The organism is Glycomyces sp. NPDC047010 (assembly GCF_040644205.1).
Classification (GTDB): Bacteria; Actinomycetota; Actinomycetes; order Mycobacteriales; family Micromonosporaceae; genus Glycomyces.
In genome coordinates, this window is the sequence record NZ_JBEYVY010000002.1 from 284367 (window position 1) to 310184 (window position 25818).

General features: G+C 72.7%; 26 protein-coding genes and 2 tRNA genes. 12 read left to right on the plus strand and 16 right to left on the minus strand.

All coding sequences use genetic code 11. The features are described 5' to 3' along the window. Positions 1-4: 4 nt before the first annotated feature. The 6 genes from nadC to AB0A65_RS04880 all read right to left on the minus strand — a co-directional run bounded on the left by nadC (position 5) and on the right by AB0A65_RS04880 (position 6798). Entirely contained in the window at positions 5-904 is a 900-nt protein-coding gene (gene nadC / locus AB0A65_RS04855) for a carboxylating nicotinate-nucleotide diphosphorylase (RefSeq protein ID WP_359946345.1), read from the minus strand. Then, positions 901-2715 carry an L-aspartate oxidase gene (locus AB0A65_RS04860; protein WP_359946348.1) on the minus strand — a complete coding sequence of 605 codons (1815 nt, stop codon included), beginning with the start codon at positions 2713-2715 and terminating at the stop codon, positions 901-903. The genes nadC and AB0A65_RS04860 overlap by 4 nt, the downstream gene beginning before the upstream one ends. 435 nt (positions 2716-3150) lie before the next feature. Next, a complete protein-coding gene (locus AB0A65_RS04865; RefSeq protein WP_359946351.1) occupies positions 3151-4626 on the minus strand; it encodes a peptidase S10 in 1476 nt (491 codons plus the stop codon). A gap of 11 nt (positions 4627-4637) precedes the next feature. Continuing rightward, positions 4638-5060, minus strand: a complete 423-nt coding sequence (gene panD / locus AB0A65_RS04870) for an aspartate 1-decarboxylase (RefSeq protein ID WP_359946354.1) — start codon at positions 5058-5060, stop codon at positions 4638-4640. Then, positions 5057-5899: a pantoate--beta-alanine ligase gene (gene panC, locus AB0A65_RS04875; protein ID WP_359946357.1), complete on the minus strand. Its 843-nt coding sequence runs from the start codon at positions 5897-5899 to the stop codon at positions 5057-5059. Before panC ends, panD begins: the two co-directional genes overlap by 4 nt. Next, a complete protein-coding gene (locus AB0A65_RS04880; RefSeq protein WP_359946360.1) occupies positions 5896-6798 on the minus strand; it encodes a DUF2520 domain-containing protein in 903 nt (300 codons plus the stop codon). The genes panC and AB0A65_RS04880 overlap by 4 nt, the downstream gene beginning before the upstream one ends. Positions 6799-6925: 127 nt before the next feature. On the opposite strand from AB0A65_RS04880, the gene AB0A65_RS04885 reads away from it, so the two are divergent. Next, the gene (locus AB0A65_RS04885) at positions 6926-7852 is read left to right on the plus strand and encodes an SAM-dependent methyltransferase (RefSeq protein ID WP_359946363.1); all 927 of its coding nucleotides are present in this window, start codon (positions 6926-6928) and stop codon (positions 7850-7852) included. 1 nt (position 7853) lies between these two features. On the opposite strand, the gene AB0A65_RS04890 is transcribed toward AB0A65_RS04885, so the two are convergent. Together AB0A65_RS04890 and AB0A65_RS04895 are read right to left on the minus strand one after the other, a co-directional pair. Next, a complete protein-coding gene (locus tag AB0A65_RS04890; protein ID WP_359946366.1) occupies positions 7854-8774 on the minus strand; it encodes an AraC family transcriptional regulator in 921 nt (306 codons plus the stop codon). Positions 8775-8803: 29 nt separating this feature from the next. Further along, on the minus strand, positions 8804-8959 hold the full coding sequence (locus tag AB0A65_RS04895) for a hypothetical protein (protein WP_359946369.1): 156 nt from the start codon (positions 8957-8959) through the stop codon (positions 8804-8806). A gap of 85 nt (positions 8960-9044) precedes the next feature. Between AB0A65_RS04895 and AB0A65_RS04900 the strand changes: the two genes are divergently transcribed. Beyond that, positions 9045-10682, plus strand: coding sequence for an ATP-binding cassette domain-containing protein (locus tag AB0A65_RS04900; RefSeq protein ID WP_359946372.1), 1638 nt, complete (start codon positions 9045-9047; stop codon positions 10680-10682). A 216-nt stretch (positions 10683-10898) separates the two neighbouring features. On the opposite strand, the gene AB0A65_RS04905 is transcribed toward AB0A65_RS04900, so the two are convergent. Together AB0A65_RS04905 and AB0A65_RS04910 are read right to left on the minus strand one after the other, a co-directional pair. After that, on the minus strand, positions 10899-11726 hold the full coding sequence (locus AB0A65_RS04905) for an HAD family hydrolase (RefSeq protein ID WP_359946375.1): 828 nt from the start codon (positions 11724-11726) through the stop codon (positions 10899-10901). Between the two features lie 80 nt (positions 11727-11806). Next, positions 11807-12661: an HAD family hydrolase gene (locus AB0A65_RS04910; protein WP_359946378.1), complete on the minus strand. Its 855-nt coding sequence runs from the start codon at positions 12659-12661 to the stop codon at positions 11807-11809. A 129-nt stretch (positions 12662-12790) separates the two neighbouring features. Between AB0A65_RS04910 and AB0A65_RS04915 the strand changes: the two genes are divergently transcribed. After that, positions 12791-13156, plus strand: coding sequence for a DUF488 family protein (locus AB0A65_RS04915; RefSeq protein ID WP_359946381.1), 366 nt, complete (start codon positions 12791-12793; stop codon positions 13154-13156). A 66-nt stretch (positions 13157-13222) separates the two neighbouring features. Here AB0A65_RS04915 and serS read toward each other — a convergent pair whose 3' ends face one another. Beyond that, entirely contained in the window at positions 13223-14482 is a 1260-nt protein-coding gene (gene serS, locus AB0A65_RS04920) for a serine--tRNA ligase (protein ID WP_359946384.1), read from the minus strand. A 65-nt stretch (positions 14483-14547) separates the two neighbouring features. Here serS and AB0A65_RS04925 point away from each other — a divergent pair, with 65 nt between their 5' ends. The 5 genes from AB0A65_RS04925 (at position 14548) to AB0A65_RS04945 (ending at position 18043) form a co-directional block, all read left to right on the plus strand. Continuing rightward, positions 14548-14889 (plus strand): metallopeptidase family protein, encoded by a 342-nt coding sequence (locus AB0A65_RS04925; RefSeq protein WP_359947180.1) that lies wholly within the window; start codon positions 14548-14550, stop codon positions 14887-14889. 94 nt (positions 14890-14983) lie between these two features. Continuing rightward, positions 14984-15367: a TOBE domain-containing protein gene (locus AB0A65_RS04930; protein ID WP_359946387.1), complete on the plus strand. Its 384-nt coding sequence runs from the start codon at positions 14984-14986 to the stop codon at positions 15365-15367. Between the two features lie 24 nt (positions 15368-15391). Beyond that, positions 15392-16162: a molybdate ABC transporter substrate-binding protein gene (modA, locus tag AB0A65_RS04935; protein ID WP_359946390.1), complete on the plus strand. Its 771-nt coding sequence runs from the start codon at positions 15392-15394 to the stop codon at positions 16160-16162. 22 nt (positions 16163-16184) lie between these two features. Next, positions 16185-16988 (plus strand): ABC transporter permease, encoded by an 804-nt coding sequence (locus tag AB0A65_RS04940; protein WP_359946393.1) that lies wholly within the window; start codon positions 16185-16187, stop codon positions 16986-16988. Further along, positions 16985-18043, plus strand: a complete 1059-nt coding sequence (locus tag AB0A65_RS04945; RefSeq protein WP_359946396.1) for an ABC transporter ATP-binding protein — start codon at positions 16985-16987, stop codon at positions 18041-18043. Before AB0A65_RS04940 ends, AB0A65_RS04945 begins: the two co-directional genes overlap by 4 nt. A 65-nt stretch (positions 18044-18108) precedes the next feature. Here the strand turns inward: AB0A65_RS04945 and AB0A65_RS04950 are convergent, their stop codons facing one another. The 4 genes from AB0A65_RS04950 to pheA form a co-directional block, all read right to left on the minus strand. After that, entirely contained in the window at positions 18109-19410 is a 1302-nt protein-coding gene (locus AB0A65_RS04950) for an MFS transporter (RefSeq protein ID WP_359946399.1), read from the minus strand. 121 nt (positions 19411-19531) lie between these two features. After that, positions 19532-20089 (minus strand): helix-turn-helix domain-containing protein, encoded by a 558-nt coding sequence (locus AB0A65_RS04955; RefSeq protein WP_359946402.1) that lies wholly within the window; start codon positions 20087-20089, stop codon positions 19532-19534. 242 nt (positions 20090-20331) lie between these two features. Next, entirely contained in the window at positions 20332-20970 is a 639-nt protein-coding gene (locus AB0A65_RS04960; protein ID WP_359946405.1) for a GPP34 family phosphoprotein, read from the minus strand. Between the two features lie 59 nt (positions 20971-21029). Next, positions 21030-21947 (minus strand): prephenate dehydratase, encoded by a 918-nt coding sequence (pheA, locus tag AB0A65_RS04965; RefSeq protein ID WP_359946408.1) that lies wholly within the window; start codon positions 21945-21947, stop codon positions 21030-21032. Positions 21948-22147: 200 nt separating this feature from the next. On the opposite strand from pheA, the gene AB0A65_RS04970 reads away from it, so the two are divergent. Further along, positions 22148-22220 (plus strand) — tRNA-Glu (locus tag AB0A65_RS04970). A gap of 87 nt (positions 22221-22307) precedes the next feature. Next, a tRNA-Asp gene (locus AB0A65_RS04975) sits at positions 22308-22382 on the plus strand. A 47-nt stretch (positions 22383-22429) separates the two neighbouring features. Here AB0A65_RS04975 and AB0A65_RS04980 read toward each other — a convergent pair. Next, complete coding sequence (locus tag AB0A65_RS04980) at positions 22430-22696, minus strand: hypothetical protein (protein ID WP_359946411.1); 267 nt, start codon at positions 22694-22696, stop codon at positions 22430-22432. Positions 22697-22883: 187 nt separating this feature from the next. Between AB0A65_RS04980 and AB0A65_RS04985 the strand changes: the two genes are divergently transcribed. After that, positions 22884-24932, plus strand: coding sequence for an RNA degradosome polyphosphate kinase (locus tag AB0A65_RS04985; protein ID WP_359946414.1), 2049 nt, complete (start codon positions 22884-22886; stop codon positions 24930-24932). Then, positions 24932-25810 carry an NUDIX hydrolase gene (locus AB0A65_RS04990; protein WP_359946417.1) on the plus strand — a complete coding sequence of 293 codons (879 nt, stop codon included), beginning with the start codon at positions 24932-24934 and terminating at the stop codon, positions 25808-25810. The genes AB0A65_RS04985 and AB0A65_RS04990 overlap by 1 nt, the downstream gene beginning before the upstream one ends. The last annotated feature ends 8 nt before the right edge of the window (positions 25811-25818 follow it).

Below are 25818 nucleotides of genomic sequence, written 5' to 3' on the forward strand. Positions count from 1 at the left end.
GCGTCTACTCCTCGAAGTCCAGGCCGATGTCCAGAATGGGCGACGAATGCGTCAGCGCGCCCACGGAGATGTAGTCGACGCCGGTGGCGGCGTAGTCGACCGCGGTGTCGAGGGTGATGGTGCCCGTCGCCTCCAGCTCGGCGCGCTCGCCGACGGCCTCGACGACCTCGGTGAGCTCCTTGGGGCTCATGTTGTCGCACAGGAGGAACACGGCCCCGGCGGCGACCGCTTCGAGGGCCTCCTCGATGGTCTCGACCTCCACCTGGACGTCCACATCGGGCTCGGCGGAGCGGACCGCGTTGAACGCCTCGGTGATCGAGCCCGCGGCCTCCTTGTGGTTGTCCTTGATCATGGCGACGTCGTACAGGCCCATGCGCTTGTTGTCGCCGCCCCCGGCGCGCACCGCATACTTCTCGAACGCGCGCAGGCCCGGCGTGGTCTTGCGGGTGTCGAGGACGGTGGTGTGCCAGTCGGCGAGGACGTCGGCGAAGCGGCGGGTGTGGGTGGCGACGCCGCTGATGCGGCACAGCAGGTTCAGGGCGGTGCGCTCGGCGGCGAGGAGCGAGCGGGTGGGGCCGGTGACGCGGGCGAGGACCTGCCCGGCGCGGATGCGCGCGCCTTCCTTTGCGAGGTACTGGAACCCGACGTCCCCGGGCATGGCGTGGAAGACCGCGTGGGCGACCGGGAGGCCCGCGAGGAGCCCGTCGGCGCGGGCGGTGACGGCGACGGTGGAGGTGTGCCCCGGGCCGAAGATCGACTCGGAGGTGACGTCGCGGCGTTCGTGGGAGAGGTCCTCGTCCAGGTAGTCCTGGACGGCGACGTACACGTCCTCGGGGTCGAGGCGGCAGGCGAGCAGCCGCTCGTCCAGTCCGGCCCCGCCGGGGACTTCGGCGAATCTGCTCATCTGATGGGCTCCCAGGTGGTTTCGAGCTCCCCGTCGGAGCTGATGGACAGGCACAGGTGGCCGAGCCAGGCGTCGGCGGCGTCGGGGTGGTCCTCGCGCCAGTGGCTGCCCCGGGTCTCGCGGCGCCGGTGCGCCGCGGCCGTGACGGCGGCCGCCACGGTCAAGAGGTTCGTGGCCTCCCATGTGGCCGGTCGCGGACGTCCGGACACATTGTCCCCCAGTGCGGTGAGCGACGCCGCGGTGGCCTCCAGTGACGACTCGGAGCGGAGCACGCCCGCGCCCTTCGTCATCGCTTCCTGGAGGGGCGCACGGGAGGTCGTGGAGCACACGGTGCCCTCGCCCTCGGGGAGCTCCGGGACGCCGGGGCTCGGCTTGCGCTCGGCGAGGTCGTCGGCGATGCGCTGCGCGAACACGAGCGCTTCGAGCAGCGAGTTGGAGGCGAGGCGGTTGGCGCCGTGCAGGCCGGTGCAGGCGGCCTCCCCGGCGGCGTACAGGCCGGGGACGCTGGTGCGCCCGTGCAGGTCGGTGCGCACGCCGCCTGAGGAGTAGTGGGCGGCGGGCGCGACGGGGATCAGGTCGGCCACGGGGTCGACGCCGATCGCGCGGCACGAGGCGGTGATCGTCGGGAAGCGGTGCTCCAGCATGTCGCGGCCGAGGTGGCGGGCGTCAAGCCACATGTGCGGCTTGCCCTCGGCGATCATGCGGTTGGTGATGGCCTTGGCGACGACGTCGCGGGGCGCGAGCTCGGCGAGCTCGTGGCGGCCCACCATGAACCGGTCGCCGGTGAAGTCGCGGAGGTACGCGCCCTCGCCGCGCAGCGCCTCGGAGATGAGCGGCTGCTGGTCCGCGCTGACCCCGTTCGGGCCCCGGCCTGCGGCCGGACCGGACTGTCGGTCCCCGGGGATACCGTCGGACCCGGGTTCGGAGCCTCCGGCCGCGGTGCCGCCGCCGGGGCCGGAGGCGCCGGGCAGACCGCGCAGGCCGTCGCCCGCGACGCCTGCGACGTACAGGGACGTCGGGTGGAACTGGACGAACTCCAGGTCGGTCACGGTCGCACCGGCCCGCAGCGCCAGCGCCACGCCGTCGCCGATGGACACGGAGGGGTTGGTGGTCGACTGGAAGATCTGACCGAGGCCGCCGGTGGCGAGCACGACCGCGCGGGCCTCGACGCCGCCGACGCCGTGCTCGACGCCCTCGCCGAGGACGTGGAGGCTCACCCCGGCCGCGTGGCCGCGGGCGTCGGTGAGCAGGTCGAGGACCATGGCGTTCTCGATGATGCGGATCCACGGGTCGCGCAGGACCGCGGCGTGGAGTGCGCGCTGGATCTCGGCGCCGGTGGCGTCGCCGCCGGCGTGGACGATGCGGCGGGCGCGGTGGCCGCCCTCGCGGGCGAGCTGGAGTGAGCCGTCGGGGTCGCGGTCGAACTCGGTGCCGAGGTGGATGAGGTCGGCGATGCGTTCGGGGCCTTCGGTGACGGTGACGTCCACGGCCGCGGGGTCGCAGAGGCCGACGCCGGCGATCTGGGTGTCGCGGGCGTGCGCGGCGGGGGTGTCGTGCGGGTCGAGCACGGCGGCGACGCCGCCCTGCGCCCAGCGGGTGGAGCCGTCGTCGATGTGGACCTTGGTGACGACGGTGACGTGGAATCCGGCCCGGCGCAGGTTGAGCGCGCAGGTGAGTCCGGCGACGCCGGAGCCGATGACGCACACGTCGGTGGTCTCGGTCCAGGACGGCGCGGCGGCGCGGAGCCGCCGCGGCAGGCGGGGCAGGTGCGGGAGCGCCCCGGCCTCCGGCCCTGTGAACACGGGTGGCACGTGCCGTCGCCCTTCTAGCCGGGTCGCCCCGGTCGCCCGGGGACCCGCTCGGTGTGCGCGCCGACCGGCGCGCGGTTCGGATCAACTGTGCCCTCACCGGGCGCCTCCGCGCCAGCAGACGTGACGATCGCGTCACACGGAGGCCCCGGAACGTGAAGGATGCGCAGGTTCACGGTCGCCCCCGCTTTCAAGCGTGCCCGGTGGGTGCGACAGCGGGGCCGCGCCGGCGGCCCGGGGTCGGGCGCGGGCGTGCGGCGGGCGTGAATGTGAGGGGTTCGCGGGTTCGTTGGCTCCCCCGCTTTCAAGCGTGCCCGCAGGGTGCGACAGCGGTGTCGGGGCGAGGGTCGGGTGGCGGGGGGACGGGGCCGGGCCCGGACTGGACCGCTGTGTGCGGTGCAGGCCGGGCCCGGGTTCGTCGTGGTCACGGGTGGGAGGTCAGCCGCGGGCCGAGGCGCGCTGGACGAAGTCGGCGAGGTCGGCCGACTGGGCCAGGCGGGAGGGCTCGTGGACGTACATCATGTGGCCGGCCGGGTAGGTCTTCGTCTCGACGTTCGCGCGGGCGTCGAGCGGGATCTCCAGGTGGTCGAGGGTGTACTCGATGGCCTCGACGGGGACGCCGCCGTCGTAGCGGCCCATGGCGACGTGGACCTTCATGTTCGGGTTGAGGCGCATGGCGTTGCCGAGCTTGCCGATGACGTCGACGGCCTCGCCCTCGAACTCCTTGTACGACCACGGGTGGACCGCGCGGGAGAGGCGCTCGTAGACGTGCTCGTTCTCGTATTCGAGCTCGGTGCGCACGTAGTGCTGGAGCGCGGCCGTGTACGGCCCGTCGGTGCCGATGAGGAACGGGTCGTACGGCATCCGCTCGTACGTGTAGTGGTCGGCGGGCCCGGTGAAGCGGGTGTCGAGGCGGCCGGTGACGAGTCGCTTGTGGCGCAGCAGCTCCGCGTAGAAGCGGGTGTGCTCCAGGCGCAGGTTCGCGGCGTCGACGTAGTCCTCGGAGACGCCGGTGAGCGAGGCGACCTTGGCGACGGCGGCGGCGCGCACGTCCGGGTCGAGGTTCTGGCCCTTGGCGAGGACGGCGCGGTACTCGTCGGCGTAGGCGCGGGCCTCGGCGACCAGGTCGTCGAGCTCGCGGTCCGGGTGCAGCCCGTGGTAGTGCGCGGTGGCCGCGTACATCGGGAGGAACAGCGGGCCCGGCAGGTCGGAGCGGCTGGTGTGGAACAGCGTCTCCATGTTGAACGCCGGGGCGATGAACATGACGCCGTTGAGCGCCAGGCCGAACCGGGTCAGCAGGTACTCGGCGATGCCCGCGCCGCGGGTGCCGCCGTAGGACTCGCCGATGAGGAACTTCGGCGAGAGCCAGCGGTTGTTCCGCGTGGTCCAGAGGCGGATGATCTCGCTGACGGACTCGATGTCCTTGGTGAACCCGTGGTAGTCGCGGGGGTTGCCGCCCTCGACGGCGCGCGACCAGCCGGTGGAGATCGGGTCGATGAACACCAGGTCGGTGTGGCGCAGGAGGGTCTCCTCGTTGTCGAGGAGGCCGTACGGGGGCGGGGTGAGGTTCCCGGCGTCGCCGGAGTCGACGCGGCGCGGGCCGAGGAGGCCCATGTGCAGCCAGATCGAGGAGGAACCGGGGCCGCCGTTGAAGGCGAAGGTGACCGGCCGCTCGGTGACGTCGGCGTCGTCGAGGGTGTAGTACGTGATGGAGACCTCGGCCTTGGGCTTGCGGCCGTTGAACTTGTCGTCCTCGGTGACCTCCTCGTGGAACACGATGCGGCCGGTGGTCGCCGTGTACGCGAGGTCGCCCAGGGTGTGGCGGGTGGTCTTCAGGTCGTCGACGGGGTCGGGCTTGTCGGCCTTCTTGTCCTCGTCGGCGGGCGCGGTCTCTTTCTTCGGTTCTTCGCTCATGAGTCTGTAACTTACCGCCCGGCTAGTGGCGACGCCACCACGTCGCCCGCGGTTCCCGGCGCCGGGTGGGCCTTGTCGGCGTTGACCTCGATGATCTCGTTGCGCTCGTTGACGTGAACGACCGTGGGCGTGAAGGCCCGCGCCTCCGCGTCCTCCAGCTGCGCGTATGAGATGAGGATCACAAGGTCTCCGGGGGCGACGAGGCGGGCGGCCGCGCCGTTGATGCCGATCACGCCCGAGCCGCGCTCGCCCGCGATCGTGTAGGTCTCCAGGCGCGCGCCGTTCGTGATGTCGACGATGGCGACCATCTCGCCGTCGAGGATGTCGGCGGCGTCCAGCAGGTCCGCGTCCACCGTGACCGACCCGACGTAGTGCAGGTCGGCCTGGGTGACCGTGGCGCGGTGGATCTTCGACTTGAACATGGTGCGGATCATCGGGCGTCTCCTATTTCCACGGGGGCGTTGTCGATCAGGCGGGTCGTGCCCGCCTTCGCGGCGATGAGGATCCTCGCCGGGCCCCGGTCGGGGGCCTCGCCGAGGTCGTTCGCCCGGACGGCGACGTAGTCGACGTCCAGGCCGGGCTCGGCCGCCAGGACCGCGAGGGCGGCGGCGAGCGGGTCGGGGGAGCCCTGGGCGGCCCCGATCGCGCGGGGGATCGCGAGCGCGGCGGCGCGCTCGGCCTCCGACAGGAACACGTTGCGGCTCGACCGGGCCAGGCCGTCGGCCTCGCGGTCGGTCGGGACGGCGACCACGTCGATGCCCATGTCGAGGTCGCGCACCATGCGCCGGACCATCGCGAGCTGCTGGAAGTCCTTCTCCCCGAACAGGGCCGCATCGGGCCGCGTCAAGTGGAACAGCTTCGAGACGACGGTGAGCACGCCGGTGAAGAACCCGGGCCGGGACGCCCCTTCGAGCAGCTCCCCATCCGGCCCCGCGTGCACCGTCGTCAGGCCCTCGCGGCCCTCCGGGTACATCTCGGCGACGCCCGGCGCGAACACGACGTCCACGCCGTCGGCCTCGCAGATCGCCAGGTCGGCGTCGAGGGTCCGCGGGTACTTGTCGAGGTCCTCGCTCGGGCGGAACTGGAGCGGGTTCACGAAGACCGTCACGATCACCGAGTCGGCGATCTCTTTGGCGCGCTTGAAGTTCGCGCGGTGGCCCTCGTGCAGGGCGCCCATCGTGGGGACGACCGCGACGCGCCCGGGCAGGGCGGCGCGGGCCTTCGCCAGGTCGGCCTTCGTGTGACAGAGCTTTGGAAGATCGTGCAGTGTCACTGCGTCTCCTCGGTGTCGGGGTGGGCGAGCACGTCGAGCAGGCCCTCGGCGTCGGCGCTCTTCAAGCGCCCCGAGTCGAGGGCGCGCTCGGCGGTGCGCCGGGCCATGGCCCGGTAGGTCTCGGCGATGTCGGTGCCAGCGAGGGCCTTCAGGTGCCGGGCGACCGTCCCCGCGTCGCCGCGCGACACCGGCCCGGTCAGGGCCGCGTCGCCGTGGCGCAGGGCGTTGTCGAGGGACGCCGACACGAGCGGCGACATGAGCCGCTCCGGGTTCGCGACGCCGATGGCGCGCAACTGGTCCGCGGCGTCGTTCACGAGCGTCATCAGGTGGTTCGCGGCGTACACGAGCGCCGCGTGGTACCGGGGCCGGTCCGCCTCGTCCACGTGCTCGGGCTCCCCGCCCATCTCCAGGACCAGGGCCTCGCCCACGAAGCGGGCCTCGGCCTCGCCCGTGACGGCCCAGGAGGTCCCGTTCAGGCGCTCCAGGTCCTCGTCGCGGCCCGTGAACGTCATCGCCGGGGCCAGCGCGATGGTGAGCGCCCCCGCGTCGCGGGCGGGCCGCAGGGCCTCGGCGCCCAGCGCGCCCGACGTGTGGACCCAGATCTGGCCCGGCCGGACCGGCAGGGAGGCGACGAGCGGCGCGATGGCGTCGTCGGGGACGGCGACGAGCAGGAGGTCGGCGGCGGAGGCCACGTCGGGGGGAGGGAGGATCTCGGCGCCCGGCAGATGGCGCGCGGCGCGTGCGAGGGAGTCGTCGGATACGGCGGAGGCGGCCACCACGCGGTGGCCGGCGCGGTTGAGGGCCGCTCCGACGACGGAGCCGACCCGGCCTGCGGAGACGACGCCGACCGCGAGCCGTGAGGCCGGTCGCTGCGACGCGCCGCTGCGCTGCTGATCCATGATGCTGATCCAGTCCTTCTGAAGGTACCGGTCATTGCTTACGCGTTAATTGTGCGTCTCCAGATCGGCAACGCCAGTCCGGGAGCCCCCGAGTGGCCATTCTCACTGCGGGCCTAGGGTCAAGAGCATGCCCGGATTCGAGCGCTGGAGTGCCGCGATGGAGCGCGCCCTCTACGGCCCCGGCGGGTTCTACCGGCGCGAACTCCCCGGCCACCACTTCTCCACCAGCGCCCAGACCCGCGCGTTCGCCGCCGCCGTCGCACGGCTCGCGGCCCGGACCTTCGAGCGCCTCGGACGCCCTGACGCATTCACCGTCGTCGACGTCGGCGCGGGCGGCGGCGACCTCCTCGCGCACCTCGCCGCGCTCCTGCCCGACCGGATCGCGCTCACCGCCGTGGAACTGCGCCCCCGCCCCGGCGGCCTCCCCGACCGCGTCGCGTGGCTCCCCGAACCCCCCGCACGGTTCACCGGCCTCCTCGTCGCCTGCGAACTGCTCGACAACGTCCCCTGCGACATAGCGCTGGTGGACGAGGCGGGCGAGCGCCGGTACGAGGAGGTCGACCCGTCCGGCGCCACCAGGCCCGGAGGGCCGCTCGCACCCGGCGACGCCGCGTGGCTCGACCGGTGGTGGCCGGTCAAGGCGCCCGGCGACCGGGCCGAGATCGGCCGCCCCCGCGACGAGGCGTGGCGGGCCCTCACTGCGCGCCTCGACCGCGGCACCGCCCTCGCGGTCGACTACGGCCACACCGGCGACCGCCGCCCGCCCGCGGGCACGCTCACCGGTTTCAAGGACGGCCGCGACACCGCGCCCGTCCCCGACGGCACCTGCGACCTCACCGCCCACGTCGCCGTCGACGCGATCGGCGCCGACCGGTGCGAGCGCCAGCGCGACGCCCTCCGCGGCCTCGGCGTCACCGCCGCCCGACCGCCCCTGGACCTCGCCCGCCGCGCCCCCGTGGAGTACGCGACGGCGCTCGCGCTGGCGGGCGAGTCGGCGCGCCTCACCGACCCGGCGGGCCTGGGCGCGCACTGGTGGATGCGGACGGAGAAGTGACTCAGACGGGCGCGGCGGTCCGGTAGGCGGTGGGGCTCTTGCCCTTGCGGCGCTTGAAGGCGTTGCTGAAGCCGAACTGGTCGGCGTAGCCGACGGTGCGGGCGATCTGGGCGACGGTGAGGTCGGGGTCGGCGAGGAGCTCTTCGGCGAGCTCCATGCGCCGCTCCGTCAGGTACGTGAGGGGCGGGGCGCCCATGACCTCGGTGAACCGCTTGGCGAGGAGCGCCCGGGAGACGCCCGCCTGGAGGGCGAGCCCGGCGACGGTCCACGGCGCGGCGGGGCGGGTGTGGATGGCCTCCAGGGCGGGCCCGGCGACGGGGTCGGCGAAGCCGCGGTACCAGCCGGGGGCGCGTTCGGCCTGCTCGTCGAACCAGGTGCGGAGGGTGCAGACCAGGCCCCAGTCGAAGAGGCGGTCGATGTACGCCTGCGTGCCGGGCTTGCGGGACGCGAGGTCGTTCGCGCAGACGGCGAGGAGCCCGGCGGTCTCGGCGTCGTCGTCGACGACGATCACCGGCGGGAGGGCGCGCAGGAGCCGCTCGTGGCGGCGGCCGGTGGCCCGGTAGGCGCCCACGAACAGGTCGGTCGCGGGGCCGTCCCCGGCGGGCGGCGCGGTGGCCTCCACGGCGCACGCCTCGGGGTCGAAGCAGGTGAGCCAGTAGTCGAGGTGCGGGCGCTCGACGGACGCGGCGGCGTCGGCCATGCGGAACGGCTCGTGGCCGCGCACGATCGCGGTCTGGCCCTCCTTGACCGGGACACTGGTGCCGTCGGCGAGGAGGAGCACGCCGCCGCCGCGGGCGACGGTGACCATGGTGAGCGGGGCCCGGTCGTCGAACCGGACCACCCAGGGGGCCTTGAGGAGCGCGTCGCCGAGGATCGCGCCCTCGGCGCGGATGCCGCCGAGGAGTTCGCTGAGCGGGTCCATCCCGCAATGGTAGGAGGGGTTCCGGGGGATCACACCCGAGCGAGCAGCCATCCGATCCCGGCGATGAGCGCGATCAGTCCGAACGCGACGTAGATGGCCAGCTCGACCCAGTCGCTGGCGGACAATCGCCGCCAGAAGCCCTTGGGGGTCCGCTCGGGACCGTTCCGGTCAGGGGTGTCGTTCATCGCTCCAGCGTATTCAGGTCCTCCGGGGCGCGGCCACCGCCGCAAACGCTTTGACGGGCGGAGCACGTCCGACCACAATCGCGGGATGGGATTCGCAGACCTCTCAGGCGTGGGATACGTGCTCGGCGACGGGCGGACGCTGTTCACGGACGTGTCGTTCCGTGTCGGCGAGGGCGCGAAGGTGGCGCTCGTCGGCGCGAACGGCACGGGGAAGACGACGCTGCTGCGGATCGTCACGGGCGACCTCAAGGCCGACTCCGGGACCGTGGCGCACTCGGGCGGCCTGGGCGTGATGCGCCAGCTCGTGGGCATGCGCGAAGGGGAGCGGCCCCTCGGGGACCTCGCCGCCGAGCTCGGCCCGCCGCGGCTGCGGGACGTGTGGCGGCGCCGCCGGAAGGCGGAGGCGCGCATAGCGGACGGGGGCGAGAAGGACCAGCTCGCGTACGCGCAGGCCCTCGCCGACTGGGGCGAGGCGGGCGGGTACGAGTTCGAGGTCGTGTGCGACACGGTCGCCGTGTCGGTGCTCGGTCTGCCGTGGACGGAGGTCGAGGGGCGGCCGCTGCGCACGCTCTCGGGCGGCGAGCAGAAGCGGTTCGCGCTGCACCTGCTTCTCCAGGGCCGCGACGAGGTGCTCGTGCTCGACGAGCCGGACAACTTCCTCGACGTGCCCGCGAAACGCGAACTGGAGCAGGCGATCCGGGAGTCCGAGAAGTCGATCCTGTTCGTCTCGCACGACCGGGAGGTCCTCGCGAACGCCGCCGACCGGATCGTGACCCTCGAAGCGGGCACGGCGTGGACGCACGGCGGCGGGTTCGGGACCTGGCACGAGGCGCGGGCGGCCCGGCACGAGCGGTTCGAGGAGCTGCGGCGCCGCTGGGACGAGGAGCACCACAAGCTGCGCGAGCTGATGCTCATGTACAAGAACAAGGCGGCGTTCAACTCCGACATGGCCTCCCGGTACCGGGCCGCGCAGACGCGGCTGCGGAAGTTCGAGGAGGCCGGGCCGCCGCCCGAGCCGCCGCGCGACCAGGACATCCGCGTGAAGCTCGAAGGCGGGCGCACCGGCAAGCGGGCGGTCGTGTGCGAGCAGCTGGAGCTGGAGGACCTGACGTTCCCGTTCGACCTGGAGGTCTGGTACGGCGACCGCGTCGCGGTCCTGGGCGCCAACGGCACCGGCAAGAGCCACTTCCTGCGGCTCCTCGCCCGCGGCGGCACCGACCCCGAAGCGGGCGTGGTCGCGGAGCTGGAGCCGGTGCGGCACAACGGGACCGCGAGACTGGGCGCCCGCGTCCACCCGGGGCACTTCTCGCAGACGCACGAGCACCCGGAGTTCACGGGCCGCACGCTGCGGGAGATCCTCTGGGACGGCGACCGGGACCGGCCCTCGCTGGAGCGGTCGAAGGCCATGAGCGCCCTGTCGCGCTACGAGCTGACGTTTCAGTCCGAACAGGACTTCGGGACGCTCTCGGGCGGGCAGCAGGCCCGGTTCATGGTGCTGCTGCTGGAGCTGTCGGGCGCGACGTGCCTGCTCCTGGACGAGCCGACGGACAACCTCGACCTCGCCAGCGCCGAGGCGCTCGAAGAGGGCCTGAAGTCCTTCGAGGGCACCGTGATCGCGGTGACGCACGACCGGTGGTTCACGCGCGGCTTCGACCGGTTCGTGGTGTTCCAGCGCGACGGCGAGGTCGTCGAGTCCGACGAGCCCGTCTGGGACGTGCGCTGAAGTCGTTGCGCCGCCGGTGAAAGGGCGCGACCGGGATCGTACTGGTGGACGACGGTCCCGGCCGCGCCGTCTGCGACGGGCTCGGCCCGGGGTCCCCACCAGAGAGGAGCCTATGGCGGTTCGCGCCGGGGCGCAACGGATCGCGGCCCCGTGTCCTTGATCCGACAGTTCACCGGTCCGGCGGTGCGCGGACCGGAGAACGGGCCGGGAGGCCGCTTACGGCAGTTCGAGGAGCGCCTCGACGTACTGGGCGACGCCGTCGTCGTTGTTGCCCGCCGGGGCGATCTCGCTCGCCGCGGCCTGCACCCACGGGTGCCCGTTGGGCATCGCGACCGAGTGCCCGGCGGCGCGCATCATCGACAGGTCGTTGGTGGCGTCGCCGAAGACGAGCACGTCGGACCAGTCGATGCCGAACTTGTCGAGCACCACCTGGATCCCGGCGGCCTTCGTGACCCCCACGGGGCACACTTCGAGCATCCCCACGCCGGACTCGGTCACCGTCACCAGGTCCTCGTCGATGACGTCCTGCGCGGCGACCAGCAGCTCCGGGCCGGTGTGGTGGTCGGACACGAAGTAGCCCTTGACCATCGGGCCGGTGAACGCCACGTCGCGGGGCGCGGTCTCCAGGCGCACGGCGGGCCACGGCCAGTCGGGCATCGGGTCGCCGGTGAGCGGCCGGTCCGGGTCCGCGGGCTCGGCGAGCGCGCGCACGGGCCCGACCTCAGCCTCGATGAGCCGCAGGGCCTCGTGGAGGACCTCGCCGTCCACGGACCGGTCGGCGAGCTGCACGACCGTGTCGTCGTAGCGGCACTCGTACACGAACGCGCCCTGGCCGAGGACGAGGAAGTCCGCGGAGGGCACGTCGTTGCGGCACATGTCGAGGAGCCGCGGGCCGCGGCCGGTGGCGCCCACCAGGATCACCCCGGAGGCGGCGAGCCGCTTGAGCGCCGACATCGTTCTGGGGGAGACGGACTCGTCCGAGCGGACGACCGTCCCGTCGAGGTCCGTCGCGACGAGCTTCGGGAGCCGGGCCAGTTGGATCATGCGTCCTCCTCGGTAGTCTCGATCCGCTGCCACGAACCTGTGCTTCTGAAACGTCCCTGTGCCGTCGAGCCCCGCCGGGCTCAGGGGAACCAGCGGGCCAGCACCTTCGCGACGCCGTCCTCCCACACCGAGGGCGCGACCTCGTCCGCGGCGGCCCGCACGTCGGGGTCCGCCTGCGCCATGGCGACCGCGTGACCGGCCCACGCGAACATCGTCAGGTCGTTGTGGGCGTCGCCGAAGACCACGGTGTCGGCCGATGATACGCCGTAGCGCTCCGCGATGCGGGCGATGCCGGTCGCCTTCGTCACGCCCGGGGGTCCGATGTCGACCCAGCCGTTGTAGCCCACTTCCACGTGGTACGCGAGCGGGTCGAGCCCGGCGCCGTCGGCGAGGCGCATCGCGTGCGGGCAGCGCGTGGCGCCCCCGTACTTGTTGTCGGAGGCGACGCGGGCGACGATCCGGGCCGCCGGGCGGTCCAGGATGTCGTCGAGGTCGACGACCCCGGCCCACTTCGCGTGGAAGTCGCGCTTGAAGCCCTTGGTGTGCCACCAGCCGTCGAGGCCGTGCGCCACCGCGAACTCCACGGCCCCGTCGGCCGCGAGGAACGCCTCGACCGCGGACCGCACGTCGACGACCGCCTCGTAGGAGACCTCGCCGCGGCCCAGGTCGAACTCGGCGGCGCCGTGGTTCGCGGACGCGAACCCCTCGTCCAGGCCGAGGTCCGTGGCGGTGCGGACCGTGCCCCACAGGGCCCGGCCGGTGACCACCGCGACCGGCACACCCGCCGCCCTGACCCGCCCGATCGCGTCGATCACCGCGCGGGACGGGGTCGTGAGCTGCTCGTCGTGGTAGTCGACGACCGTGCCGTCGAGGTCCACGGCGACGAGCTTCGGGGGCTGTTCTCTTCGCGAAGGGTCCGGGGCGTTGTCTGACACGCCTCAACGGTAGCCCCACCCGGGTGAACGGCGGGGTGTCGAGCGGCTGAACTCACGTGGCCGCCCTCATGAAAGCTGCAATCACACCAAACACCCTCATCACTGGCGGAAGGGGCATACCGTGCGTACATGTCCGACATCACGATCGAACGCGTCTACGACTACCGCCGGGACCCGCAGCGGGCCGGGACGGTGTTCCTGGTCGACCGGCTGTGGCCGCGCGGGGTCAGCAAGGAGGACCTCGACGGCGTCGAGTGGGCCCAGGACGCCGCGCCCTCCCCGAACCTCCGCATCTGGTTCGGCCACATGGCCGACCGCTTCACGGAGTTCACCGGCCGCTACCGCAGCGAGCTCGACGGCCACCCCGAGCGGGCGCAGCCGCTCCTCGACGCCGCCCGCCAAGGACCCGTCACACTCCTCTACGCCGCCAAGGACCCCGAGGTCAACCACGCCCTCGTCCTCAAATCCTGGCTCGACGAGCAAGTCGAGGCGTGAACGGAGACGGCCCGCCGACCATCAGGTCGGCGGGCCGCTCCACGCCCTGGGACTGCTCGCCCCGGGCTACTTCTTCGGCTCGATGACGTCCTTGCCCAGGAACGGCCGCAGCGCCTTCGGCACCGACACCGACCCGTCAGGCAGCTGGTGGTTCTCCAGGATCGCCACGATCCACCGCGTCGTCGCCAGCGTCCCGTTCAACGTCGCCGCGACCGCGTTGCGGCCCTGCTCGTCCCGGTACTTCACGTTCAGGCGCCGCGCCTGGAACGTCGTGCAGTTCGACGTCGACGTCAGCTCCCGGTACCGGCCCTGAGTGGGCACCCACGCCTCGCAGTCGAACTTCCGCGACGCCGACGTCCCCAGGTCCCCCGCGGCCACGTCGATCACGCGGTACGGCAGCTCCATCTTCTGGAGCATCGCCTCCTCGTACGACAGGAGCTTCTCGTGCTCCGCCGCCGCGTCCTCCGGCCGGCAGTACGAGAACATCTCGACCTTGTCGAACTGGTGGACCCGGATGATCCCCCGCGTGTCCTTCCCGTACGAGCCCGCCTCGCGCCGGAAGCACGACGACCAGCCCGCGTACCGCATCGGCCGCGTCAGCTCGCCCAGGTTCTCCCCCGAGTGGTACGCCGCCAGCGGCACCTCCGAAGTGCCCACGAGGTACTGCTCGTCGCGCTCCAGGTAGTAGATCTCGTCGGCGTGCTCGCCGAGGAAACCCGTGCCCTCCATGGCGTCCGGGCGCACCAGCACCGGCGGGATCATCGGCGTGAAGCCCGTCTCCACCGCCTGCGCCATCGCCAGGTTCAGCATCGCCAGCTGGAGCAGCGCCCCGTCGCCGGTCAGGTAGTAGAACCGCGAACCCGAGACCTTCGCGCCCCGCTCCGTGTCGAGCAGGCCCAGCGCCGTCCCGATCTCCAGGTGGTCCTTCGGGTCCTCGATCTCCGTGCGCTCGCCGACCTCGCGCAGCACCACGTAGTCGTCCTCGCCGCCGGGCGGCGCCGCCTCCGCGACCAGGTTCGGGATGGCCTTCCCGGCCGCGTCGAACGCCGCGGCCGTCTCCGTCACGCGCGCCTCGGCCTCCTTGACCTCCGCGGCCAGGGACTTCGTGCGCTCCAGGAGCGCCTGCTTCTCGTCGGCGGCGGCGCTCGCGATCCGCTTCCCCAGGCCCTTCTGGTCGGCGCGGAGCGTCTCGAAGGACTGGAGCGCACTGCGGTGCTCGGAGTCGGCGGAGAGCAGGGCGTCGACCGCGTCCGGGGACGCGCCCCGCTTGTGCTGGCTGTCGCGGTAGGCGTCAGGGTGCTCTCGCAGTGCTCGCAGATCAATCACGTCCACAGATTACCGGCCGGTCCGCGGGCCTCCCCAGCGCATATTGTGGGCGTGTGGCGGTAGATATGGACGAGGCGGACTTCGAGGCGGCGGTGTCGGACGCGCTCGACGCGGTCCCCGCCGAGCTGATGGCGATGCTCGACAACGTGGTGATCCTGGTGGACGACGAGCCCGAGGGCACCGACAAGGAGCTGCTCGGCCTCTACCAGGGCACGGCCCTGACCGACCGCGGTTGGGAGTACGGCGGGGTCCTCCCCGACACGATCACCATCTACCGCGGCCCCACCCTGCGGATGTGCTCCACGCCGGAGGAGGTCGTGGACGAGGTCGCGGTCACGGTGGTCCACGAGATCGCCCACCACTTCGGCATCGAGGAGCACCGCCTCCACGAGCTCGGCTGGGGCTGACCCTCCCGCATCCGCGGGCACTTCACCATCACGGGTTCGCAAATGCGAGCGTTTGTCAACACAGGCGTCGCATCCGCGAGGCTATGCTCGGACGGTGACGACGTTTCGCATCGGCGAGGCCGCCGAACTGCTCGGGGTCTCCGCCGACACCCTCCGCCGCTGGATCGACGCCGGGCGGCTCGCCGCCGACCGCGACGACCACGGGCACCGGGTGATCACCGGGGCCGACCTGGCCGCGTTCGCGCGCGACCGGGCCGCCGCCCCCGACGGCAACGGGACCTCCTCGGCCCGGAACCGGCTGCGCGGCATCGTCACCGCGATCGTCAAGGACCAGGTCATGGCCCAGGTCGACCTCCAGGTCGGACCGTTCCGGGTCGTGTCCCTCATGAGCCGCGAGGCCGTCGACGACCTCGGCCTCGAAGTCGGCTCCCTCGCGACCGCGGTCGTCAAGTCCACCAACGTCGTCGTCGAAGCCTGACGCGCCGAACACCGGGAGCACTCGATGCGCCGCACCAGACCCGCCCTCGCCCTCACCGCCGCCCTCGCGCTCGCCGCCCTCGCCGCCTGCGGCAGCGGCGACGACGCGGACACCGGCACCGAAGCCGAGCCGACCACCCTCACCGTCCTCGCCGCCGCCTCCCTCACCGAGGCGTTCACCGAGATCGGGGAGCAGTTCGAGGCCGAGCACGACGGCGTCACCGTCGAGTTCAGCTTCGCCGCCTCCTCCGACCTCGCCGCGCAGATCACCGAGGGCGCGCCCGCCGACGTGTTCGCCTCCGCCGACCAGAAGAACATGGACAAGGTGATCGACGCCGACGCCGCGGTCGACCCGCAGGTGTTCGCCCTCAACCAGCTCGTCATCGCCGTCCCCGAGGGCAACCCCGAGGGCGTCACCGGCCTCGCCGACCTCGCGGGCCTCGACTTCGCCGCCTGCGCCGAGGAGGTCCCCTGCGGCGCCGCCGCCCAGACCGCCATCGCCGCCTCCGGCACCGACCTCACCCCCGTGACCTTCGAGGCCGACGTCAAGTCCACCCTCCAGAAGCTCACCCTCGGCGAGGTGGACGCCGCGCTCGTCTACCGCACCGACGCCATCGCCGCCGACGACGAGGTCGACGCGATCGAGTTCCCCGAGTCCGCCGAGGCCGTGAACTCCTACCCGATCACCGCCCTCACCGACGCCCCCGAAGCCGACCTCGCCGGCGAGTTCACCGAGTACGTCCTCGGCGACGACGCCTGGGCCGTCCTCGAAGCCGCCGGATTCCAGCGGCCGTAAGCACCTGACGATGGGGAACGCCATGCCCGCCAAGCGCACCCGCAGGCGCCGCCGCGTCCCGGCCGCGCTCCTCGCGCCCGCCGCGGTCGGCCTGGCGTTCCTCATCCTCCCCCTCGCGGGCCTCCTCGCCCGCGCCCCGTGGACCGAGCTGCCCGCGCGCCTCGCCGAACCCGAGATGCTCGACGCCCTCCGGCTGTCCCTGGTCACCGCCACCCTCGCCACCGCCCTGTCGCTCCTGTTCGGCGTCCCCATCGCGTGGCTCCTCGCCCGCGGCGAGTTCCCCGGCCGCAGCCTCCTGCGCGCGCTCGTGACCGTCCCGCTCGTGCTCCCGCCGGTCGTCGGCGGCGTCGCGCTGCTGCTCGTGTTCGGGCGCAGCGGGGTCATCGGGTCCTGGCTGCACGAGCGCTTCGACATCACGATCCCGTTCTCCACCACCGCGGTCGTCCTCGCCATGACGTTCGTGTCCATGCCGTTCCTCGTGGTCTCCGTCGAGGGCGCGCTCCGCGGCGCCGACGTGCGCTTCGAGGAGGCCGCCGCGACCCTCGGCGCGGGCCGGTGGACCGTGTTCACGCACGTGACGCTCCCGATGATCGCCCCGGGCGTCCTCGCCGGAGCCGTCCTGTGCTGGGCCCGCGCCCTCGGCGAGTTCGGCGCGACCATCACGTTCGCCGGGAACTTCCCCGGCCGCACCCAGACCATGCCCCTCGCGGTCTACCTCGCGCTGCAATCGGACCTGGAGGCCGCGATCGTGCTCAGCCTGATCCTGCTCGCGGTGTCCGTGGCGGTGCTCGCGTCGCTGCGCGACCGCTGGACGGCCGTCGCATGAGCGGCCTCGACGCGCACCTGGTCGTAGACCGCGGGACCTTCCGCCTCGACCTGCACCTGACGGCCGCCCCCGGCGAGACCGTCGCCCTCCTCGGCCCCAACGGCGCCGGGAAGACCACCGCGCTGCGCGCCCTCGCGGGACTGGAGGCGCTCTCCGAGGGGCACATCGACCTCGACGGGACGCGCCTGGACGACCCCGCCGGGGCCGCGCGCTGGGTCCCGCCCGAGCACCGCCGCATCGGCGTCGTCTTCCAGGACTACCTGCTGTTCCCGCACCTGAGCGCGGCCGACAACATCGCGTTCGGCCCGCGCCGCCGCGGCCTCGGCCGCACCGAGGCCCGCCAGATCGCCGCGGACTGGCTCGATCGGGTCGGCCTGGGGGACTTCGGGAAGCGCCGCCCCGGGCAGCTCTCGGGCGGCCAGGCGCAGCGCGTCGCCCTCGCGCGGGCCCTCGCCACCAACCCGGCGCTGCTGCTCCTGGACGAGCCCCTCGCAGCCCTCGACGCCCGCACCCGCCTCGACACGCGCGCCGAACTCCACCGCCACCTCGGCGGCCTCGCGGGCCCCGCGGTCCTCGTCACGCACGACCCGGTGGACGCGCTCATGCTCGCCGACCGCCTCGTCGTCGTCGAGGACGGCCGCGCCGTCCAGGAAGGCGACGGCGAGTCGATCACGGCCCGCCCCCGCACCGACTACATCGCGCGCCTCGTCGGCCTGAACCTCTACCGCGGCAACGCCGCCGGGCGGACCGTCACCCTCGCCACCGGCGAATCGCTCGCCACCGCCGAACCCCTCGACGGCGACGCGTTCGCCGCGTTCCCCCCGAGCGCGGTCGCCCTCTTCCGCTCCCGGCCCGACGGCAGCCCGCGCAACACCTGGCGCGCGGTCGTCGCCGGGGTCCACCGCCACGGCGACCACCTCCGCGTCCAGCTCGACGGCCCCCTCCGCGCCGCCGCCGACGTCACCCCGGCCGCCGCCGCCCAACTCCACCTCGAACCGGGCCAAGAGGTCTGGGCCGCGGTCAAGGCCACGGAGATCCGCGCCTACCCCGCCTGAACGAGGGCGAGGGCCGGAGGCACGCACTGCCTCCGGCCCTCTGTCTCCCGTTTCCCTGAAGGTCTTCACCACCCCCGCGAGGGGTGCGGCGCTAAGGCGGCCGCGCCCGCCAGGGCGCGTTCGGGCGCCGGGGCCGCCTCGGCGGGGGCGGCGGTGTCGTCGTCGCGGGAGGCGCGGCGGATGACGGGGAGGCAGGCGAGGACGATCGCGATGGAGACCAGGCCGACGGCGACGAACGCGGTCTGCACGTCCATGAAGGTGGACATCGCGCCGCCGAGGAGGAAGCCGATGAGCTGGGCGGCGTTGACGCGGCCGTTCACGGCGGCGTTGGCGCGGCCTCGGAACGCCTCCGGGACGCGGCGGGCGATCGCGATGCCCAGGGCCGAGTTCTCCCCGGCGTTGAAGACGCCGCCGATGAGGTTGAGCGGCACCATGAGCAGGACCGTGGCGAGCGGGACGCCCTGGCCGATGCAGACCAGGCCGACCCCGGCGAGGCAGGCCATGAGCATCCAGGCGAGCTGCACGTCGCGGTCGAGGCGGCGGATCAGGGCGGCGGCGAGCCAGGCGCCCGCGACCATGCCGAGGGTCCAGCAGGACTTGATGAGGCCGTACATGGACTCGGTGGCGTCGTAGACCTCGCGGACCAGGAAGACGCTGAGGACGTTGACGGCGCACATCGCGGCGATCACGGCGCTCAGGCCGAGGACCATCGCGGTCAGCAGCCGGTCGCCGCCGAGGCGCCACGGGGCGGCGGCGGTCGCGGCGTGGACGGCGAGGTCGCGGCGCAGGCCGCCGCGGCGGGTGCGGATGTCGAGGCAGAACAGGACGCGCAGGACCGCGAACCCGGCCGCGAGAAGGAGGGCCGCCCCCGCGGAGTGGGCGCCGATGACGAACCCGGCGAGGGCCGGCCCGGCGGCGAGCCCGGTGAGGGTGCCGGTCTGGACCATGGCGACGGCGTGCGGGAGGTCCTTCGGCTTGGCCATCACGGGGACCAGGGCGCTGACCACCGGCTGGTTGATCGCGGTGCCGCAGGCGTTCAGGATCACGAGCCCGTACAGGGCGATCAGGTTGTCGGTGAAGGCCATCGGGACGATCGCGGCGGCCTGGAGGAGGCCGGAGAGCGCCATGAGGGTCCGCGAGTCGAAGCGGTCGGCGAGGCGGCCGGAGACGGGCGAGAGGACCACGAGGGGGAGGGTCGCGCAGATGATGAGGGCGGCGATGGCCATGCCGCCGTAGCCGTCGGTCTGGAGGCGGAGGGTGAGGGCGAAGTCGGCCGTGAACATGGCCGTGCCGGCGAGGAAGGCGCAGGCGGCGGAGGTGTAGACGTCGGACCAGCGGGTCCCGTCGGTGAAGGATGTGAAAGACATATTTCGAAGATACACTTTCACACCTGATTGCGAAAGAGGTTTTTCAGATTTTTCGAAGTAGTTCTTTCATAACTTTCGGTGAAGGCCCGCCGCCGGGCGGCGGGGACCGCCCGGCCGCCGGTCAGGACTGCGGGAAGACGCGGAACAGGTAGTTGAAGACGACCGTGCCGTCGTCCGGGTCGGGCCCCTTCTCCGAGCGCTTGCGCGACCGCTCCGCGTACTCGCCTTCGAGGTCGTGGAAGCGCTGGATGTACTCCTTGGCCTCCTCCAGGGTGAGGCGCAGGCGCCCCTGGGAGGCGACCGTGGCGTCCCGCATCTCCCGGCTCGCGTCCAGGCGCCGGTCCAGCCAGCGCTCGTAGTTCTGCTCCTGGCGGTCGGTGAACATCTGGCCCATGGTCCGCTCGACGACGCGGTCGGCGGGCGAGGCGTCGTCCTCGGCCGAGATCGAGAAGCTGTCGAGCGCGAGCCGCCAGACCCGCTCGCGGGCGTCGCCGCGGCTGGGCGCCTCCTCGATGAACCCGGCCTTCGCGAGGGTCCGCAGGTGGTAGCTCATGGCGCTCGGGGTCATCCCGGCGACCTCGGCGATCTCCGTTGCGGTGGCACCGTCGAAACCCTCGACGCGGCGGGTGCCGAGGAAGTCGAACACGGCCATGCGGGCGGGGTGGGCAAGTGCCTTCATGCGCTCGGGGTCGCTGATCCGCACCTGGTTCGGGAACCGCTTCCCCCGCGCCGGGTCCGGCGGCGGAGGCGGCACGGGCGGCACCGGTATCCCGGGCGGGACGGGTATCGCCGGAGGGGTCGGGACCAGCGGCGGCCCCCCGTCGCGATGCGAAGGAGATGTTTCAGACATGCCTCAAGTCAACCACGCCGCGGCGGCGGCCGCACCCAGGACCGCTCAGGACCCGCCGCGGGGCCGCGCCGTCAGCCCCCGCCGCCGGAGCTCGCGGCGGCCGCGGACGCGGCGTCCTTGTGGCTGACGGCCTTGCGCACGGCCTCGCCGACCCACGAGTCGCCGCCCATGGCCTTGAGCTCCTTGCGGGAGGGCCGGGACGCGCGGTCGGGGTACGCCGCGGCGTCGATGCGGATGGCGCTGACCAGGGACAGGAGGGCCTTGGTGCGGTCGTCGAAGGCGCGGCCGGTGCGGGCCGCGGCATTGATGCGGGTGCGGGCGTCGGCCTTCGCGTTCGGGTCCTGCGGGAGGTACCGGTTGAGGGGGAACAGGCCGAGGGCCTTGTCGCGCTCGTGGCGCAGGGCGCCGCGGGCGACGAGGCCGTCGAGGACGGTCCGCTTGAGGCCCTTGGCGGTCCGCTCGACCGCGACGCGGGCGATGCGGGGCTTGTCGGCGCCGATCGCGGCGAGCCCGGCGTCCGCGAGGGGGTCGCCGGTGGGGGCGGGGTCGAGGACGCGGACCTTGCCGCCCTCGACGCCGACGCGTCCGGCGAGCGCGAGCTCGTAGAGGACCGCGCCGGCGAGTCCGAGTTCGAGGTGGCCGCCGGACCGGTCGCGGCCGGTGGTGTCGTCGTGGGCGAGGAGCGCGAGCTCCTCGGGCAGTGAGGCCATGCCCCCAGACTAGGCGCGCGGGCCCAGGCGCGGGGTTCGCAGGACCTCGGGCGCGGGCCTCAGGCGGCGCCGCCACCGCGGAGGCGCTCCAGCCAGGCCGCGGCGTCGGCGAAGTCGGCGTCCGAGAGGCCCTCGGGGTGCGGGACGGGCCGGTCGGAGTGGTCCCGCGGGTAGGACCCGAGGTACCTGACGTCGGCGCAGATGCGGCGCAGGCCGGTGAGGGCCTCGCCCATGCGGGCGTCGGCGAGGTGGCCGGTGCAGTCGAGGAAGAACGCGTACCGGCCCAGGCCCTCGCCGGTGGGGCGCGACTCGATCCGGGTGAGGTTGATCCCGCGGATCGCGAGTTCGGTGAGGACGGCCAGGAGCGCGCCGACCCGGTCGTGGTCGATGTACACGACGAGGGAGGTGATGTCGTTGCCGGTGGGCTCGGGCGGGGCGGCGGGCCGCACGACGTGCACGAAGCGCGTCTCGGCGCCGGAGCTGTCGCCGATGTCGAACGCCTGCACGGGGAGTCCGGCGGCCTCGGCGGTGAAGGGCGCGCACACGCAGGCGTCGAACTCGCCGTCGGCGACGCGCTGGGCGGCCTGGGCGGTCGAGAGCGCCTGGTGGACGACGGCGTCCGGGAGCTCGCGGCGCAGGTACCCGCGGGTCTGCGCGATGGCGTGCGGGTGCGAGGCGACGGTGGCGATCTCGGCGAGGGGCTTCGCGGAGGCGAGCACGAACGTCACGGGGAGGACGACCTCCCCGGCGATGACGAGCGGGTCGCCGCCGACGAGCTCGTCGACGGTGAGGGTGACGGTGCCCTCCTGGGAGTTCTCGATCGGCACGAACCCGGCGCCGACGTCGCCGCGGCGGACCGCGTCGAGGATCTCGGGGATCGAGGGCATCGGCACGGTGGCCGCGCCCTTGGCGGCGGGCAGCCGGCGGAGCGCGGCTTCGGTGAAGGTCCCGCGCGGTCCCAGATAGGCGAACTCCATGGGCCAACGCTATCGCGGCCGCGAGCAGCGCGTCCGGGGCGGCGTGTCGGTCCTTCCTGAGACCGCGGTCTCAACGGCCACCCTCCTCCCGGGGGCCCTCCGGTGTCACGTATGCTTGTCGAGCCCAAGCGGAATTCCGCGGTGGTGAGCCAGAGAAACCGGAGTGCGGCATTCGTTGCCTCATGCAAGGATCGACGTGCGCCCCCATCGTCTAGTGGCCTAGGACGCCGCCCTTTCAAGGCGGTAACACGGGTTCGAATCCCGTTGGGGGTACAGCCCAGACGCGGCGCCGGTCACCCGGACGCGGATGGTATAAATGAAGAGGTCTTGCGACCTTGCAGACTCGGAAGAGTCGACCAAGGTCCCGTAGAGCAGCTAGGAGTGCTCGCCACCCTGTCAAGGTGGAGGTCGCGGGTTCAAATCCCGTCGGGACCGCAGAACGTGAAGGCCCGCTGGTTCGCCAGCGGGCCTTCTTCATGTCCTCAGTACGTGGGCGGGTCCTCCGGGAGGTACTCGTCCGGGACCGGGTCGCCGGGGCGCGGCCGGTCGTCGTCCTCGCCCGCACCGGTGTCGGGCTCCTCCGCGGCCAGCTCCTCGGCGAGCGGGGCGCCGCGGCGCTCCTCGTCGGCGGTCATGCCCCACCGGTCGGCCTCGCTGTAGTCGCGGGCGTCGAGGATGTCCTCCTCGACCTCCTCGCCCTCCTCCTCGCCGTCGTCGATGTAGCCGTACGGGTCGTTGTCGTCGCTCACGGCGCCTCCTTCGCTCTGGCGCCCAGTGTTCCCCCGGAAGCGCTCGCGTGCACGGGTTCCCCGGAGTCCGCCGCGGACGCGCTGCCAGCGGGACTCCTCAGTGGTCACGGACCGTGATCCCGTGATCATGAGTGGATTTCAAAGCACGTTCACCGCGAGTTCATTTTCTTCGTTAACCTTGTGATGTATGACGAATAGTGACCCTGTTCCCCTCGTTGACGCCGGTTTGCCGCCCGACCGGTTCCTCGACCGCGAGGAGAGCTGGCTGCGGTTCAACGGCCGGGTCCTGCGCCTGGCGCAGTCGCCCGAGCTGCCCCTGCTCGAACGGGTCCGGTTCCTCTCGATCTTCTCCAACAACCTCGACGAGTTCTTCATGGTCCGCGTCGCCGGGCTCATGCGCCGCCTCGCCACCGGCCTGCCCGTGCGCACCTCCTCGGGCCGCTCCCCGCACGCGCTGCTGAGCCGCATCGCCGGGCTCGCGCACCAGCTGAGCATCGAGCACGCCGAGTACTTCCGGGACGAGATCGCGCCGCTCCTCGCCAAGGAGGACATCGCGATCGTCCGCTGGGCCGACCTGGAGGACGTCGAGCGCGCCCGCATGCAGGAGCTGTTCCGCACCCGCGTGTACCCGGTGCTCACGCCCCTCGTCGTCGACCCCGCGCACCCCTTCCCGTACATCTCCGGGCAGTCCCTCAACCTCGCCGTGCAGGTCCGCGACCCGCGCAACGGCACCACCCGGTTCGCGCGCGTGAAGGTCCCGCCGCTGCTGCCCCGGTTCATCGCCGTCGCCCCCGGCCGGTTCGCCCCCCTTGAGGACGTCATCGCGGCGAACCTCGCGCAGCTGTTCCCCGGCATGGACGTCCTCGCCCACCACACGTTCCGGGTCACCCGCAACCAGGACCTGGAGATCGACGAGGACATCACCGAGAACCTCCTCCAGACCCTGGAGCGCGAGCTGCTGCGCCGCCGCTTCGGCCCCGTCGTGCGCCTCGAAGTGGAGGACACGATCGACCCGCGCGTGCTCGACCGGCTCACCGCGGAGCTCGGCGTCGACGAGGAGGTCGTCTACCGCCTCCCCGGGCCGCTCGACCTCGCCGGGCTCGACGCCATCGCGAACATCGACCGGGCCGACCTGAAGTACCCGCGGTTCCGCCCCTCCGAGCAGGTCCTCCCGCCCGAGGCCGACCTGTTCGCCGTGATGCGCGACCGCGACGTGCTCCTGCACCACCCCTACGACTCGTTCACCGCCTCGGTCGAGCGGCTCATCGAGGAGGCCGCGGCCGACCCGAAGGTCCTCGCCATCAAGCAGACCCTCTACCGCACCTCCGGCAAGTCCCCCATCGTGGACGCGCTCATCAGCGCCGCCGACGCCGGGAAGCAGGTCGTGGTCGTCGTGGAGATCAAGGCCCGCTTCGACGAGCAGGCCAACATCGACTGGGCGCAGAAGCTGGAGCGCGCGGGCTGCCACGTCATGTACGGGATAGTGGGCCTCAAGACGCACTGCAAGCTCTCGCTCGTGGTCCGCCAGGAGGCCGACGGGACGCTCCTGCGGTACACGCACGTGGGCACCGGCAACTACCACCCGACCACGGCCCGCCTCTACGAGGACTTCGGGCTCCTCACCACCGACCCCGAGGTCGGCGAGGACGTCAACGCCGTGTTCAACCACCTCACCGGCTACTCCCGCGACGTCGACTACCACCGGCTCCTCGCCGCCCCGCACTCCCTGCGCCCCGGCCTCATCGAGCGCATCGAGCGCGAGATCGAGAACCACAAGGCGGGCCTGCCCGCGCGCCTGCGGTTCAAGTGCAACTCCCTCACCGACGAGGGCATCGTGGACGCGCTGTACCGGGCGTCCCAGGCGGGCGTCCCCGTCGACCTGCTCCTGCGCGGCATCTGCGTGCTCCGCCCCGGCGTGCCCGGCCTGTCCGAGAACATCCGCGTCCGCAGCGTGCTCGGCCGTTTCCTCGAACACTCCCGGGTGTACGTGTTCGAGAACGGCGGCGACCCGGAAGTATGGTTGGGCAGCGCCGACCTCATGCACCGCAACCTCGACCGCAGGGTCGAGGTCCTGGTGCGGGTCCAGGGCGACGCCCATCGCGCGCAGCTGACCTCGCTGCTCGACCGCGGCATGGACGACGGGACGCGGACCTGGAAGCTCGGCCCGCTCGGCCTGTGGTCCCGCCAGAGGGGCGGCGCGGACCTCCAGGAACAACTCATGCAGGAGCACCGTTGATGCAACCCGAGATCCTCGCGGCAGGCGCCGTGCTCTGGCGCCAGGGCGAGGACGGCCCGGAGCTGGCCCTCATCCACCGTCCCAAGTACGGCGACTGGACGTTCCCGAAGGGCAAGCTCAAGCGCGGCGAGCACCTCCTCGCCGCCGCCCAGCGCGAGGTCTTCGAGGAGACCGGCATCCGCCCGGTCCTCGGCCGCCCGCTCGCGCCCTCCTTCTACGACAAGGAGGGCAAGCTCAAGCGCGTCGACTACTGGTGCGCGACGCCCGCAGCCGCAGAGGCCGTGGACGAGGCCGTGGACCCGCGCGAGGTGGACGACCTGGAGTGGATCCCGCTCGACCGCGTCGCCGACCGCCTCACCTACGAGCGCGACCGGCCGGTGCTGGAGGACTTCTCCCGCGAGATCGCGCGCGAGACCGTCCCGATCGTGTTCGTGCGCCACGCCGTGGCTCTCTCCAAGGCCGACTGGTTCGACCAGGACGAGCTGCGGCCCCTGAACCAGCGCGGCCGCGAGCGCGCCCAGCAGCTCGAAGTGCTGCTCGCCGCGTTCCCGGCGGGCGCCGCGTATTCGTCTTCGAGCGCGCGCTGCCTGGAGACGCTCCTGCCGTACTGCGCCGCCGAGGGCGTCGCCGTCACCGGCCTGCCCGAGTTCACCATCGGGACCCTCAAGCCCGCCAAGGCCACCGCGCGCCTTGACGAGATCATCGAGTCGGGGAGGCCCGCGGTGGTGTGCGGGCACGGCGAGCACATCGACGAGATGGTCGCGTACACGAGCGGGCGCCTCGGCACCCCCGTCCCCGTGGGGCCCTTGGAGAAGGGCGAGTTCGTGGTGTTCCACACCGCGGGCGGGCGGCTCGTCGCCACCGAGCACCACGACTAGAGCGCACC